Below are 13,982 nucleotides of genomic sequence, written 5' to 3' on the forward strand. Positions count from 1 at the left end.
CACACCTTCTTGTTTTTGTTATACTTAAGTTGAAAATCAAGATTTCATGTCTAGAGGATAAAAATGATTAAAAATGTAAAGTTTATTTGTTATAATGTAAAATATACTTTACATTTAAACGTCTAATTTTCAGTTTTTAATCCAAAACTTCCTATTATGAATACTAATTATTTGCTTCCCAATAAATACAAGTCCATTGGTTGGATACTGTTTACTATAGGTATCATCAGTGGTGTGTTCTCCTACTTTATCCCGATGGAGAAAGAACCCATACAAACCAAAGTACTCTCTATTTTAAATAATTTTGCCGCTGGGCCAAATGAAATGGAATACTTTAAAATCATTGAAGCCGGGATTGGTTTTGAACTTATTCTCCTATCCATTATAATTGGAGGGTTGATAGTTGGCTTTACACGAGAAAAAATAGAAGATGAATTCACCTATAAACTTCGGAACGATTCCTTGGTTTGGGCTATTATTTTAAACTACCTTGTTTTAATTGTGTTAGTTCTTTTTGTACACAGTTTCACCTTCATTTATGTCATGACCTTAAATATCTTAACCCCATTGATATTTTTTATTTTACGCTTCAACTTTATACAATTAAGACATCGAAGTCATGAAGAATAATATTAAGGTACAGCGGGCCATTCATGACATGACTCAAGCAGATTTAGCTGAAAAGATTGGTGTGAGCAGACAAACCATAAATGCTATTGAAAAAAATAAATATGTGCCTTCCACTGTACTTTCTTTGAAAATAGCCAAGCTTTTTGGCAAACCCCTTGAAGAACTATTTTTTCTGGATGAAACGGATTAGGATTCTTATCCTTACAAATCTCAATCACTAAAACTATACTCGGGTACCCTTCCTAAGACTCCGCGATAAAATTCGTGGATTTTTTCAAAGTCCTGTTCCATATTTTCTGTTGGATGAAAAGGTTCGGAAATTTTCACCTCTTTTTTGCCAAAATCGAAGGCCACCATTACAATAGGCACTTTGGCCTTTTGGGCAATATGGTAAAAACCCGTTCTTAATTTGTCCACTTTCTTTCGGGTACCTTCAGGGGCAAGTGCAAATCTAAAAATGGTCCTCTCGTTAAAAATTTGAACCACCCCGTCCACGGTATTGGAACTTTTGGAGCGATCTACGGGCGCACCGCCAGTCCAACGAAAAAACCATCCAAAGGGAGGTCTAAACAAACTTTTTTTGCCGATATAGTTAATTTCTTGGTTTACAACCTTTCGCACCAAAAGGCCCAAGAAAAAATCCAACCAATGGGTATGGGGCACCACGATAACCACACACTTGTCCAAATCAGGAAAAAAACCATTTAGTTTCCATCCCAAAATCCTAAAATATATGAATTTGGAGAACCGGTGCATTTTTATGTGGCAAGCTAATTAGCTTTTATATTTTTTGGTACAGGGACTGTAATCGTTCAGGAGTCATTATTTTTTTCCATCCTTCTCCCAGCGCATTTTCCCAAAGGGGTTCCATACCCAATGAAACATTCACCATAATATCAAAATCGTTTTGGGTGAGGTGGGAACAGATGCCTTGGGGCAATTGAATATTGTGCTTTTCCTGCATTTTTCGAAAAAGCTCTACTCCTTTAGGGTAAAACTCTTCCAAATGCTGAAACACCAAACAGTTACCAATACCGTGCTTGGTACCCAAAAGATATGAAAGTCCATAACTCATGGCATGGGCAATCCCTACTTGTGAGTAGGCAATGCTCATTCCACCGTGCCAAGAGGCCATCATCAATTTATCCCTAGATTCGCTTGCTGGTATATCTTCCAAAAATACCTCCTTACAAAGTTCCATGGCTTTTTCACCATAACTCTGACTAAATGCGTTCAAATAACTTCCCGTAAGTGATTCCACACAATGGATAAAACAGTCCATCCCCGTAAAAAACCATTGTTCCTTGGGAACTGTTATAGTGAGGTCTGGATCAAGGACAACTTGATCATAGGTTGTATAATCGGAATTGATTCCCAATTTTTTTTCTGGTCCCAATAAAACCGTAGTTCTTGAAACTTCGGCACCTGTACCGCTTATAGTAGGAATCCCAACATGATATACGGAAGGTCTACTGACCAAGTCCCAACCTTGATAATCTTTGGCCATACCATTATTGTTGAGCAAAATGGAAACGGCCTTGGCCAAATCCAAAAGTGTACCCCCTCCAATTCCAATGATTCCGGATGGGGATTCATCGAACCTTTCTTTTATAAGGGCCACCAAAGCATCCACTTGTGCCGTTTTGGGTTCTTCTTCGGCAGAAACAAAAATAATTTCATCATTGAACATCAAGGGAATCTTGGATACAAACTCCTTGTTCTCAAAAAAGTCATCCACCAAAAAGATAAATGGTGCATCTGAGTTCTTCCGTTTGGGCAATAAAATTTCTTCCAATTGGGAAAAACTACCTTGTCCAAACACCACTCTGGGCACCATGGGAAAATTGCGGTATGTCTTTTTGTTTGATGTGATTACGTCTTTTTTCAAATCGCTACGAATCTTCATTAATCCAATAAATACTTTAAAATATCCTTGATGCTATTAAGCTTCAAGTGGTCGTTCACCTGTTCCGTTTCTGCTACCATCTCGTGTATCCAAGTGGTATGGAAAGGAACATGGACTGCTTTTGCCCCAATATTCAATATAGGCAATACATCCGATTTCAAGGAATTCCCTATCATCAAAAATTCATCGACATTTATCTTGAGATGTTCCAATAGATTGCTATAGTTGGCTTCTTTTTTTTCACTAAGTACCTCTACATGATGAAAGTACTTTGATAGGCCGGATTTTTCCAATTTTCTTTCTTGATCCAATAGATCGCCCTTGGTTAGTACGATCAACCTGTATTTACCCTCAAGCTTGGAAAGCACCTCCTCTACCCCATCCAACAATTCTACGGGGTGGGCAATCATTTTTTTACCCAAATTAAGTATTTCCGATATAGTCTCCTGGGAAACTTTGCCGTTGGACAAATCCAAAGCAGATTCTATCATGGACAACATAAATCCTTTAACACCATATCCGTAAAGGTCCAAGTTATCCATTTCCATCTTAAAGAGCTCTTGGTCTACCTTGTTCTTAGTCTCGTACTCCTCCAGAAGTTCGGCAAAACGTTCTTCGGTTTCCCGAAAGTAGGTCTCGTTCACCCAAAGGGTGTCATCCGCATCAAATCCAACTACTTTTATGTTTCCAAAATCTATTTCCATGCTTTAATAGCTCTTTCCAAATCTTCAGGGGTATCAATTTCTATACCAGTTACATGGGTTTCCACCATTTTTATTTTTTTTCCATATTCCAAAAAGCGGATGGCTTCAATTTTTTCTTTGGCCTCCAAAGGCAGCATGGGCAGTTTCTTAAAATCCATCAATGCCCTTTTTCTAAAGGCATAAATGCCCTTGTGTTTGTAATAAGTGGCTTCCACCTCTTTATCCCTTGGATAGGGTATGGGGGAACGTGAAAAATACAATGCGCAATTTTGGTTGTCCACAATCACCTTGACTGTATTGGGATTGGAAATTTCTTCCCAATCGGTTATTGGGGTCATCAATGAAGCCAAATCTATCTCTTTTTTTTCATCCTTGTTGAACACTTCTATAATCTTTTCCAAACTTTCGCCGTCTATAAAAGGTTCATCTCCCTGCACATTGATCACAATATCCACATCCATATCTTCCACTGCCTCTGCGATTCTATCGCTTCCACTTTCATGTTTCTGTTTGCTCATAATGACCTTTCCCCCAACTTCTGAGACTACTTTGGAGATAATGTCACTATCGGTTACTACATACACCTCATCAAAAAGTCCTGTGTTCACCGCAGCTTCATACGTTCTGAGGATAACAGGTTTGCCCTGTAGGTCCTGCATAAGTTTTGCGGGGAATCTAGAGGCCTGATATCGGGCCGGAATCATGGAAATTATCTTCACTACTTTAAGGTTTTTTGATTGATTGTTATTTTTTTGGGCGCATTTTTCTGTAAATCCGAAAAATGACCACAAGAATGATGATCACAAGAATTGCTGCAATGGGTGGGGCCAAAATAGAAGCTGTGGAAACGGCCACCGCCGTTCCTGTCTCCAAGGTAGATACAATAGGGTTGGCCACTCCTCCTGTAGTTGTGGTGGATGCCATTCTTCCTGCGGCATTGGCCCCTTTTATTGCCGTAGCGGTTCCTCCTCCTGCAATAATAGCCAAAGACCAAGTAACTACGGGATCCAAATTGGCCACGGTAGATACCATTACCGCCGTTCCGGCAATCCCAGCCAAGGGTACTGCCAAACTATCCAAAACATTGTCCACCCATGGAATAAAATATGCGAATATCTCAACAAGTGTTGCCACCCCCAAGGTAATCACGGCTGCCAAGCTACCAATCCACTGCCAGCTTTCATTGAGTTCCCAAACATTTAAATAGGCTGCCAAACTAAGGGCAAAAAGTGGAAGAAATACCCTAAACCCAACGGAAGCCGCTAGGCCAATACCCAAGAATATACTTATAATTGTATCTGGTTCAATGTTCATGGTATTGACTAAAATAGCGTATTCCTAGTCAAGAAAAAAATCATCCTTGAATCCAATTAGAAAGAGTTGACGTTTGGCCCTTGTAACTGCTGTGTACAACCATCTTAAATAATCTTTGTCCACCCCATTGGGCAAATAAGGTTGTTCCACAAAAACTGTATCCCACTGACCTCCCTGGGACTTATGGCAAGTAATCGCGTAAGAAAATTTAACTTGAAGTGCATTAAAAAAACGGTTGTTCTTTACCCCAAGGAACTTTTTGTATTTAGATTTCTCATGTGCATAATCCTTCATGACCTCTTGATACAGTCTATTGCCATCTTCATAGGAAAGTGATGGTGTCTCGGAATTGATGGTATCCAAGAGGAGAACTGTTTCAAAAGGTTTCTGATTGGGATAATCCACCATCTTCACCTTCACCTCGGCAAATTTAAAACCATACAGTTCTTTTATCGACATCAGTTCCAAAATCTCAATAATATCACCATTGGCAATAAATCCAGCTTCCGAATTGGGTCGCAACCAAAAGTAATTGTTCTTCACCACCATCATGTAGTCTCCAACAGCAATTTCATGGTCCAGAAAGAGTATGCGTTCCCTAATATTCTGATTGTACAGATTGGCACGCTTGTTTGAACGGACTATGATGGCAGTTTCTTCTTTCCCGTTTTCATGGTAGGAACTGTCTATGGCTTCCTGAATTTCTGTGCCATCCACCAGCCTAATGACATCCGTGAATGGGCCTATCTCAAATTTAAATTCATCGAAAAAATGACTTTGCAATTGTTCCCGTAAGTTGGTCGCATTGTGTAAAATTCCAGAGTCATCGGTCTGCCGCATCACCTCATCCAATTCCAAACAATTCACTTCCTTATCATAATTAAGGGATAACCGATTTTCATCAAGGGCAGGGCTCAATTCCAATTTCACCGGTGGCAACTGGGCCGTATCCCCTATTAATACCAACTTGCAATTATGCCCCGAATGCACATAAAATATAAGGTCGTCCAACAAAGAACCATTTTCAAAAAGTTTGGAATCTGCTGGACTATCGGGTATCATGGAGGCTTCATCCACGATAAACAAAGTATTCCTATGCTTGTTGGGGGCCAACACAAATTGTATGCCGCCACCCGACTGTTTCTTTGGAAAGTATATCTTCTTATGAATAGTAAAAGCTTGATTTCCAGAGTAAACCGACATTACCTTGGCTGCGCGCCCTGTAGGTGCCATGAGCACTGCACTTTTCTTTATCTTCCAAAGACTACTCACAATGGTGGCCACTATGGTCGTTTTTCCCGTACCTGCAAACCCCTTAAGAAGGAAAACTTCGTCCTTTTTATCACTCAATACAAACTGAGCCAATTTGGTCAGGGCCAATTCCTGTTTTTGGGTAGGAATATGGGGAAACTTTTCGGTTAGAATTGCTAAAAATTTTGGTGCTGTGGGATGGTCCATGAACGACTAAAGTAAGCATGGATTTTTAAAGCAAAAAGTTTCGTGATTAAAAAAAAATTGTAGATTTGTCTGTAACCACTAAATTAACTTAGAAAGACAGAAGCAGATATGTTAAACTTAATCCTTATCGTTGTATTGATTGCCCTTCTGACCATAGGGCTTGTATTCTTGATTGACAGATTTTTACCTCAAAAAATAAAGCCTGTTCTCGTTATTGCCTTTGGTCTTTTGAGCATTTTCCTTGGTTATAAAATTTACCAATCCATCAATGCACCCATTGAATTTAACAAAATAAGAAAGGAAAGATTTTCTCAGGTAATTGCCAAACTTAAGGACATCAGGGATTCCCAAGAAGCATATAAAACCGTTAATGGAAGGTATGCCAACAATTTCAATAGCCTTATTCAGTTTATCGATACCGGCAACTACACCATCACATCCCAAAAGGATTCTTCCTTCATGAGATTTGACAAAACGTATCAGATTGAACTTCAGCAGGATACCATCGTCATCGATACCCTTGGACAGGTAAAGGTGAAAGATTCCTTGTTTGGAGCCGATAACCGTTATAAAACTATGATGGACGTTCCTTATGCCCAAAACGGAGAAAAGTTCGAAATGAAAGCGGCAATTATTGACAAGAGTGGATATAAAGCTCCTGTTTTTGAAGCCAAAGTGAAGAAAAATGTTGTTCTGTATGACCAACCCAAGGATTTATTGGATAGAGAAAATGCACACCAGAGTGTAGAGGAGGTCAACGGTACAGAAATTAAAGTAGGTTCACTTACCGACGTAAGCACAAATGGTAACTGGCCTCCTATCTATGATAGAAAAAACAACTGATATAACACAGTCAAAGAAAAATAACACCTTTAGAAAATTGTCCATTCAAGTCGGCTTGAATGGACTTTCTTTTTGTGTTCTGGACACTATTTCCAAAAAAATATTGGCTTTTGAAAAAATAGCGTTCAAAACACCTTCCACCCCCTATCTCATGCTAAAAGAGTTAAAGGGAATGCTTGGGCAAAAGAGTAAAATTGGGAATGAGTTTTCCGAAGTGGTGGTCATCCATAAGAACAATATGTTCAGTTTAGTGCCCAAACCGCTCTTCAATACCGATGAACTGCCCAACTATTTAAAGTTCAATGCCAAGATTATGGCCAATGACCTTATTGCCCATGATGAAATTCCCAATCAGGATATTGTCAATGTCTATGTTCCTTATACCAACATCAACAATTACATTTTCGACCTTTTTGGTGAGTTTGAATTTAAACATAGTGGTACGGTCCTCATCAATACTTTACTGAACCAAAATAGAGTTTCCAATCAACCTATTTGCTACATCCAGGTGGCCGAAAAGGATATGGAAATGATGGTGGTTTCCGAAAAAAAGTTACTTTTTTACAATCAGTTTGAGTACAAAACAAAGGAAGACTTTTTGTACTACCTGCTTTTTAGTCTGGAACAGTTGCAAATAGATTTGACGAAAATCCAATTAAAGCTTTTTGGAAGCGTAGAAGAAGGGGACGGTATTTACGAATTGTCGCGAAACTATATTGAACATGTATCGGTTTTTGTTCCAGGGAACTTGTCCTTCCCTTTTGAGCAACTGGCAGACGAAACCATTGACTTCTCTATACTCAGCACGCTCTAATGCGAATTATCTCTGGAAAATATAAAGGGAAACGCATAACAGCTCCCAAAAAACTTCCCGTACGTCCTACCACGGATATGGCCAAGGAAGGGCTTTTCAACATCCTTAACAATCGCTTTTATTTTGATGGACTTAAGGTGTTGGATCTCTTTTCTGGGACCGGGAACATCAGTTTTGAATTTGCATCACGGGATGCTGGCGAAATATTGGCCGTGGACAGTTTTGCCGGTTGTGTACATTTCATCTCCAAAACAGCCAAGGAAATGGACCTATCCATTATCCCCATTAAAGCCGATGTATTTAAATTTTTACAGCGAACTTCGGATACCTTTGATATCATATTTGCTGACCCTCCATACGATTTTGAAGAGGACAAATTTTTAAATATTGCCCATTTGGTTTTTGAAAGACAACTACTACTTGAAGATGGCCTTTTGGTCATTGAACATTCAGATAAGACCAATTTGTCAAATCATCCCCATTTTTCAGAAAGTCGAAAATACGGAGGTAGTGTGTTCAGCTTTTTTGAAGCTTAAAAAAGCAGGCCATAAGCCGGATTCTGTCGAGCCTTACCATTTATCTAGACTTTTGGTTGCCCAAAAGCTCTAACCGCCTACCCTCCAACTTGGGCGTGCAACCCTCAAGCATTGGTTTACATGGCGTTTCACCGCATAGAGTTTACCTGATTTCACTACAGCCGAACTGTACTTGCTTTCTGTTGCACTTGTCCTCGCCTTTCGGCGGACGGGCGTTACCCGCTATGCCGCACTATGGTGTCCGGACTTTCCTCCCTGTCCTGAACTTGATTCAGGATCCATAATGGATGCCGAAACTAGTTCGGCACACGGCGGTAAGGTGGCCTGCTGGCGGCAAAGGTAACTTAATTGTTAATAAAAAAAAGGTTCCTAGAGCCAGCAGATACAACTTTGATGCGTGCTATTTTTATATTTGTAGAAACTCAATTAGTACCAGATTTTGGAACCCTTTATTGTTTCAGCAAGAAAATATCGTCCCCAGACGTTTAAGGATGTAGTGGGCCAAGCGGCCATTACCAATACCTTGCTGAATGCCATAGAGAATAACCACTTGGCGCAGGCACTTTTGTTTTGCGGACCGCGGGGTGTAGGAAAGACTACATGTGCCCGAATCTTAGCCAAAAAGATAAACCAGGATGGTACAGAAAGGGAAGATGAGGATTTCGCCTTTAATATTTTTGAGCTTGATGCTGCCTCCAACAATTCTGTAGATGACATCCGAAGCCTGATTGATCAGGTTCGGATACCTCCGCAGGTAGGAAAATACAAGGTTTACATCATTGATGAGGTACACATGCTCTCCCAGTCAGCGTTCAATGCTTTTTTAAAGACATTGGAAGAGCCTCCTAAGCATGCTATCTTTATATTGGCAACCACGGAAAAGCACAAAATAATCCCCACTATTCTGTCCCGATGTCAGATATTCGATTTCAAGCGCATTACCGTAAAGGATGCCACAGAATATCTAAAATACATAGCGGAGCAACAAGGAATTGAAGCCGAGGAAAGCGCTTTGCATATTATTGCACAAAAAGCGGACGGAGCCATGCGTGATGCCCTTTCCATTTTTGATAGGGTAGTTAGTTTTTCCGGTAAGGAACTAACCCGAAAAGCCGTTACCGAAAACCTGAACGTGCTCGATTACGATACTTACTTTTCTGCTACGGACCTTATTCTGGATAACAACATCCCGGAACTTTTGATACTTCTCAATGAAACCCTGTCCTATGGTTTTGATGGACATCACTTTATTACTGGGTTAGCGTCTCACTTTAGGGACCTAATGGTATGTCAGCATGCGGAGACCATTGAATTATTGGAAGTTGGTGAAGATGTAAAACAACATTATAAGGAACAAGCCGGAAAAGCCTCAAAAACGTTTCTATTGCAAGCCATAGATATGGCCAATGATTGCGATCTAAAATATAAGTCCAGTAAAAACCAACGTTTATTGGTTGAACTCACCCTTATGAAATTGGCCTCCATCACTTTCGATGGAGAAAAAAAAAACTCTAATTTCATAATCCCGGCTTCCCACTTTTCCACAAAGGTCCCAAAAAATGGCATTTCTGTTCCCAAAATAAATGAGCAACCTAAGATAGAGGTAGAGATTGCTCCGCCAACCACTTCGAAACTATCAAAAACCGAAGAGACTGTTGTTCAAGAGCATAAGGAACCCCAAAAAACAGTAAAGAAGATTAATATCATATCTTCTGAAAAAAGAGTTTCCGGGTTATCCCTATCCAGTATCAAGGCCAAAAAAGCCCATGAAAACACCAAAGCTCCCGAGGTTGACCATGATGAGCTTCCAAAGGAAATTTTTACCGAAGAGGAAATGCAACAACATTGGGATGATTTTGTAGACCAATTAGAGCAAAAGGGTCGAAAGATACTGGCCAGCAACCTTCAGACCGATGTGCCCAAATTAAAAAATGACCATACCATCTGGATAGAACTTCCCAATAGCACCATGAAAAAAGAGGTGGAACGGGAACAAAGCCTAATGCTGGATTACTTAAAGGAGAAACTGAACAACTATTCCATTAGCCTACATATTACCGTAAATGAGGAAGTGGCCAAAAAATTCGCCTTTACTCCTGAGGAAAAATACCAAAAGCTTCGGGAAAAGAACCCGGCCATAGATTTACTCAGGAAGGAGTTCGACCTAGATTTTTAACGGTACCATTACATTATCTTTGTATTTGAAAATAAAAAAGTGCCATTATGCTAGGGCTTAAATTACCAACTGACCCAAGATGGGTAAACATTGTTGAAAAGAATATAGAGGAAATCCTTACCGACCACGCATATTGCGAGCAAAAAGCAGCCAGTACGGCCATTTCGCTTATTATTGGTTTTCCCGAAAAATCAGAGTTGGTAAAGGAAATGACTGCTCTAGCACGCGAAGAAATGGGGCACTTTAACATGGTGCACGACAAAATCTTAAAAAGAGGTTGGGTCTTAGGGCGCGAACGAAAGGACGAGTATGTGATTGAGTTGATGAAGTTTTTCCCAAAAGGAGGTAGCAAAGAAACCCATTTGGTACATAAGCTGCTCTATGCCGCTTTGATAGAAGCCCGTAGCTGCGAACGTTTCCGATTGCTTTCCGAAGAAATTGCAGATGAAGAACTCTCCGAATTTTATCGCAATCTTATGGTAAGCGAAGCCAACCATTATACCATGTTCCTAAAGTTCGCCCGAAAATATGGAAACAAGGAAGAGGTAGAACAAAAATGGCAAGAGCTATTGGAGTATGAAGCCGGCCTTATGAAAGATTTGGGCAAAAAGGAAACCATGCACGGTTAGGCCTCTTGATAATATAGGGTTTTGATCATTCCATCGGCCAAGCCTATTTTGGGTACATGAATTTTCTTGGCCCTGCTCCACTTCGCCGCATTCAAGAATATTTTGGTTGCAGGTATGATTACATCCGCCCGGTCTTGGTTTAGACCTAACTCGGCAATTCGGTCTTCATAATCCATACTGTTCAGAAAATGATACTGGGCATTCAACCAGATATAGGACAAAGGCTGCCCAATTTTTCTACCGGACATCTTGTGGAGCTTATTAATGTTTCCTCCCGAACCAATAATTTCAAGCTGCCTATCCTGTCCAATGTGGGATATTATCCAGGATTTAATATCATCCCAAACTGTTTCCGTGACCAAATTGTTCAGAATACGTACCGTTCCTATTTCAAAAGAACGGGACAGAACGGGTGCTCCCTTATCAAAAATTGTAAATTCCGTACTTCCTCCACCTACATCAACGTAGAGATATAAACGGTCCGTCTTAATGACATCCTTTAAATCTGTGGAAGCAATAATCTCAGCTTCACGTTTGCCATCTATAATCTCTATTTTAATATTGGATTCTTGTTGAATCCGTTCAATGATTTCCTGGCCATTTTTTGCATCGCGCAATGCAGAAGTGGCACAGGCCATGTACTTTTCCACACCATAAACCTGCATTAGAAGGTCAAAGGATTGCATGGTTTTAATGAGACGTTTTAGGCTGATATCTGAAATAGCACCCCGTAAAAATGCATCTTCCCCTAATCGTACAGGCACCCTTACCAGTTCACTCTTCTTGAAAAGCGTAGGCCTGTCTTTTTGTTCTATGACGTTATTGATGAGCAACCGTATAGCATTTGACCCAATGTCTATAGCCGCAAATTTTCGTATGACCAAATTTCAAAGTTTTAGGATTGCAGTTTCCTCTGATAGTAATGGTACAATTCAAATTGAGATCTTAATTCTGGCTCACCCTTTGGACGCTGTCTGTACGCATTGTCCTGTTTATCTGAAAACACACGGGCCTTGAGGTTGTCCATCCATGAGATTTCAAAGGTATCCAACATTTCCTGTTTTATTTCAGGATCGTAAATAGGGCAACCAACTTCTACCCTAAAGTCGAGGTTTCGTGTCATCCAATCTGCCGAAGAAATGTAAACCTTTGGGTCTCCCCCGTTGCCAAAAATGAACAATCTGGGGTGTTCCAAAAATTTATCCACTATACTAATGGCCTCAATGTTCTCACTCATGCCTGGAACACCTGGTACAAGACAACAAATTCCCCTCACGATCATTTGGATCTTCACACCTGCCCTACTTGCTTCGTACAGCTTATCTACCATCTTGTACGAAGTAAGACTGTTCATCTTTATTTTGATGTAGGCCTCGCGTCCTGCCTTAGCATTATTGATTTCCTTATCAATGAGTTTAATAAAAGTGGACTTGGTATAATGCGGCGATACAATCAAGTGTTTGTACTTATTGATTTTATAATTGGTCTCAAAAAAGCCAAAAACCTTGTTCATGTCCTTAAGAATACCATCATGAGCGGTAAATAACGTATAGTCTGTATAGATTTTTGCTGTGGACTCATTGAAGTTTCCTGTACTGATGAAACCATACCTTCGTATTCCATGGGCTTCTTCACGCTCAATCAAACAAATCTTACTGTGCACTTTTAGCCCAGGAACACCAAAAATCAAATTGATGCCTTCAGCTTGAAGCTGGTTGGCATACTCAATATTGGCCTGCTCATCAAACCGGGCCTGAAGCTCAATTTGTACCGTAACCTGTTTTCCATTCTTTACCGCGTTTATTAAAGCGGAAGCTATTTGGCTATCATTTGCCAATCTATACACGGTGATTTTGATGGTCCTCACCTTGGGGTCCAATGCTGCTTCCCTTAAAAACTTGGTCACATAGCTAAAAGTATGATAGGGTGCATAGATCATATAATCCTTGTGGGTTATCATTTCCAAAAGACTTCCCTTCATGCTCAGTCCTTTTACCGGTAAGGGATTAATCTTTTCGTACATAAGGTCATGTCTCCCCAAACTTGGAAAGCCCATATAATCTCGTCGATTATGGTAACGTCCTCCAGGAATCACACTATCCGTTCCCATAATATCCATTTTTTCCTTGAGAAACTGGAGTGTGTCCTTATCTATATTTTTATCGTAGACAAAACGAACCGGGTCACTTATTTTTCTATGCTCAACGCTGGAGGATATTTTTTCTATAAAACTCTTGCTCAGGTCGTTGTCTATATCCAGTTCGGCGTCCCGGGTTATCTTGATCATATGGGCCGAAATGGATTCAAATTCGAACATGGTGAAGACACTATCCAAGCAGAACCGTATCAAATCATCCAAAATGATGATATAATCCTTATCGCCTTCCTTTGGCAAGACCACAAAGCGGTCTATCCCTTTTGGTATCTCAATTAGGGCGTATCGGTTATGTTTCCCATTTCCAGAACCATTTTTCATAACGATCTTTACCGCCAAATAGGCCGCTGTATCTTTCAGAATGGGAAACTCTGTAAGATCGTTCAGGATAATGGTCATCAACTCTTGGTTGACCTTGTGGAAGAAATAATCCCGTATAAATTCGGCTTGGTTCTCGTTGACTTCCTTTTCATTGATGATGAAAATGTTTTCAGATTCGAGTTCCTTCTCAATGGTCTTAAAAATTTCAAGGCTACGGGCCTGCTGGGCAATCACAATTTTGGTGATCTCTTCCAAAAGATCTTTTGCTCTTTCTCCACCTAAGACACTTTTCCCAGTTTTTCCTGCATCCACAATGCGTTTTACGGTGGCATATCTAACTTTAAAGAATTCATCCAGATTGTTGCTGAAAATTCCCAAAAACCGAAGTCGGTCAATCAAGGGCACTTTCTTGTCGGCACTTTCCTGAAGTACCCTCGCATTAAAATGCAACCAGCTGATTTCCCTATTTATATATTCATTCTTTGTTTTGACCATT

15 protein-coding genes and 1 other RNA gene are annotated in these 13,982 nt (G+C 40.1%); 7 read left to right on the forward strand and 9 right to left on the reverse strand.

Features of this window, described 5'->3' with window-relative positions:
• The first annotated feature begins 156 nt into the window (after nucleotides 1-156).
• Nucleotides 157-630 (forward strand): hypothetical protein, encoded by a 474-nt coding sequence (locus ACP14V_RS10975; protein ID WP_272610575.1) that lies wholly within the window; start codon nucleotides 157-159, stop codon nucleotides 628-630.
• Nucleotides 620-820: a helix-turn-helix transcriptional regulator gene (locus tag ACP14V_RS10980; RefSeq protein ID WP_272610576.1), complete on the forward strand. Its 201-nt coding sequence runs from the start codon at nucleotides 620-622 to the stop codon at nucleotides 818-820. Before ACP14V_RS10975 ends, ACP14V_RS10980 begins: the two co-directional genes overlap by 11 nt.
• Nucleotides 821-840: 20 nt before the next feature.
• On the opposite strand, the gene ACP14V_RS10985 is transcribed toward ACP14V_RS10980, so the two are convergent.
• Genes ACP14V_RS10985 through ACP14V_RS11010 form a run of 6 tightly spaced genes read right to left on the reverse strand, consistent with a single transcriptional unit; the run spans nucleotide 841 to nucleotide 6,012 of the window.
• On the reverse strand, nucleotides 841-1,386 hold the full coding sequence (locus ACP14V_RS10985; RefSeq protein WP_272610577.1) for a 1-acyl-sn-glycerol-3-phosphate acyltransferase: 546 nt from the start codon (nucleotides 1,384-1,386) through the stop codon (nucleotides 841-843).
• A 25-nt stretch (nucleotides 1,387-1,411) separates the two neighbouring features.
• On the reverse strand, nucleotides 1,412-2,536 hold the full coding sequence (locus ACP14V_RS10990) for an iron-containing alcohol dehydrogenase family protein (RefSeq protein ID WP_272610578.1): 1,125 nt from the start codon (nucleotides 2,534-2,536) through the stop codon (nucleotides 1,412-1,414).
• Nucleotides 2,536-3,240, reverse strand: a complete 705-nt coding sequence (locus ACP14V_RS10995; RefSeq protein WP_272610579.1) for an HAD family hydrolase — start codon at nucleotides 3,238-3,240, stop codon at nucleotides 2,536-2,538. Before ACP14V_RS10995 ends, ACP14V_RS10990 begins: the two co-directional genes overlap by 1 nt.
• On the reverse strand, nucleotides 3,231-3,944 hold the full coding sequence (gene kdsB, locus ACP14V_RS11000; RefSeq protein ID WP_201741857.1) for a 3-deoxy-manno-octulosonate cytidylyltransferase: 714 nt from the start codon (nucleotides 3,942-3,944) through the stop codon (nucleotides 3,231-3,233). The genes ACP14V_RS10995 and kdsB overlap by 10 nt, the downstream gene beginning before the upstream one ends.
• A 40-nt stretch (nucleotides 3,945-3,984) precedes the next feature.
• Nucleotides 3,985-4,548, reverse strand: a complete 564-nt coding sequence (locus tag ACP14V_RS11005; RefSeq protein WP_272610656.1) for a DUF4126 domain-containing protein — start codon at nucleotides 4,546-4,548, stop codon at nucleotides 3,985-3,987.
• 30 nt (nucleotides 4,549-4,578) lie between these two features.
• Nucleotides 4,579-6,012 carry an ATP-dependent DNA helicase gene (locus tag ACP14V_RS11010; RefSeq protein WP_272610580.1) on the reverse strand — a complete coding sequence of 478 codons (1,434 nt, stop codon included), beginning with the start codon at nucleotides 6,010-6,012 and terminating at the stop codon, nucleotides 4,579-4,581.
• 195 nt (nucleotides 6,013-6,207) lie between these two features.
• Here ACP14V_RS11010 and ACP14V_RS11015 point away from each other — a divergent pair, with 195 nt between their 5' ends.
• Genes ACP14V_RS11015 through ACP14V_RS11025 form a run of 3 tightly spaced genes read left to right on the forward strand, consistent with a single transcriptional unit; the run spans nucleotide 6,208 to nucleotide 8,205 of the window.
• Nucleotides 6,208-6,855, forward strand: a complete 648-nt coding sequence (locus tag ACP14V_RS11015) for a hypothetical protein (RefSeq protein ID WP_409557939.1) — start codon at nucleotides 6,208-6,210, stop codon at nucleotides 6,853-6,855.
• Nucleotides 6,836-7,669, forward strand: a complete 834-nt coding sequence (locus ACP14V_RS11020; RefSeq protein WP_272610582.1) for a DUF3822 family protein — start codon at nucleotides 6,836-6,838, stop codon at nucleotides 7,667-7,669. Before ACP14V_RS11015 ends, ACP14V_RS11020 begins: the two co-directional genes overlap by 20 nt.
• Entirely contained in the window at nucleotides 7,669-8,205 is a 537-nt protein-coding gene (locus ACP14V_RS11025; RefSeq protein ID WP_272610583.1) for an RsmD family RNA methyltransferase, read from the forward strand. Before ACP14V_RS11020 ends, ACP14V_RS11025 begins: the two co-directional genes overlap by 1 nt.
• Here ACP14V_RS11025 and rnpB read toward each other — a convergent pair.
• Nucleotides 8,203-8,536: RNase P RNA component class A (rnpB, locus tag ACP14V_RS11030), an RNA gene on the reverse strand. The two genes, ACP14V_RS11025 and rnpB, sit on opposite strands and share 3 nt — an antisense overlap.
• Before the next feature lie 108 nt (nucleotides 8,537-8,644).
• Between rnpB and ACP14V_RS11035 the strand changes: the two genes are divergently transcribed.
• Nucleotides 8,645-10,381, forward strand: a complete 1,737-nt coding sequence (locus ACP14V_RS11035) for a DNA polymerase III subunit gamma/tau (protein ID WP_272610584.1) — start codon at nucleotides 8,645-8,647, stop codon at nucleotides 10,379-10,381.
• Nucleotides 10,382-10,428: 47 nt separating this feature from the next.
• On the forward strand, nucleotides 10,429-11,010 hold the full coding sequence (locus tag ACP14V_RS11040) for a tRNA-(ms[2]io[6]A)-hydroxylase (protein WP_272610585.1): 582 nt from the start codon (nucleotides 10,429-10,431) through the stop codon (nucleotides 11,008-11,010).
• Here ACP14V_RS11040 and ACP14V_RS11045 read toward each other — a convergent pair.
• Entirely contained in the window at nucleotides 11,007-11,894 is an 888-nt protein-coding gene (locus tag ACP14V_RS11045) for a Ppx/GppA phosphatase family protein (protein ID WP_272610586.1), read from the reverse strand. The two genes, ACP14V_RS11040 and ACP14V_RS11045, sit on opposite strands and share 4 nt — an antisense overlap.
• Nucleotides 11,895-11,905: 11 nt before the next feature.
• Complete coding sequence (ppk1, locus tag ACP14V_RS11050) at nucleotides 11,906-13,981, reverse strand: polyphosphate kinase 1 (RefSeq protein WP_272610587.1); 2,076 nt, start codon at nucleotides 13,979-13,981, stop codon at nucleotides 11,906-11,908.
• Between the last annotated feature and the right edge of the window lies 1 nt (nucleotide 13,982).

Source organism: Flagellimonas alvinocaridis, from assembly GCF_965248585.1.
Taxonomy (GTDB): domain Bacteria; phylum Bacteroidota; class Bacteroidia; order Flavobacteriales; family Flavobacteriaceae; genus Flagellimonas; species Flagellimonas alvinocaridis.

Excerpts from the sequence above, each read along its gene's own strand:
- kdsB (WP_201741857.1), bottom strand. The coding sequence starts at position 3,944 with ATGATTCCGGCCCGATATCAGGCCTCTAGATTCCCCGCAAAACTTATG.
- ACP14V_RS10990 (WP_272610578.1), bottom strand. The coding sequence starts at position 2,536 with ATGAAGATTCGTAGCGATTTGAAAAAAGACGTAATCACATCAAACAAA.
- ACP14V_RS11010 (WP_272610580.1), bottom strand. The coding sequence starts at position 6,012 with ATGGACCATCCCACAGCACCAAAATTTTTAGCAATTCTAACCGAAAAG.
- ACP14V_RS11040 (WP_272610585.1), top strand. The coding sequence starts at position 10,429 with ATGCTAGGGCTTAAATTACCAACTGACCCAAGATGGGTAAACATTGTT.
- ACP14V_RS10975 (WP_272610575.1), top strand. The coding sequence starts at position 157 with ATGAATACTAATTATTTGCTTCCCAATAAATACAAGTCCATTGGTTGG.
- ACP14V_RS10995 (WP_272610579.1), bottom strand. The coding sequence starts at position 3,240 with ATGGAAATAGATTTTGGAAACATAAAAGTAGTTGGATTTGATGCGGAT.
- ppk1 (WP_272610587.1), bottom strand. The coding sequence starts at position 13,981 with ATGGTCAAAACAAAGAATGAATATATAAATAGGGAAATCAGCTGGTTG.
- ACP14V_RS10980 (WP_272610576.1), top strand. The coding sequence starts at position 620 with ATGAAGAATAATATTAAGGTACAGCGGGCCATTCATGACATGACTCAA.
- ACP14V_RS11025 (WP_272610583.1), top strand. The coding sequence starts at position 7,669 with ATGCGAATTATCTCTGGAAAATATAAAGGGAAACGCATAACAGCTCCC.
- ACP14V_RS10985 (WP_272610577.1), bottom strand. The coding sequence starts at position 1,386 with ATGCACCGGTTCTCCAAATTCATATATTTTAGGATTTTGGGATGGAAA.
- ACP14V_RS11020 (WP_272610582.1), top strand. The coding sequence starts at position 6,836 with ATGATAGAAAAAACAACTGATATAACACAGTCAAAGAAAAATAACACC.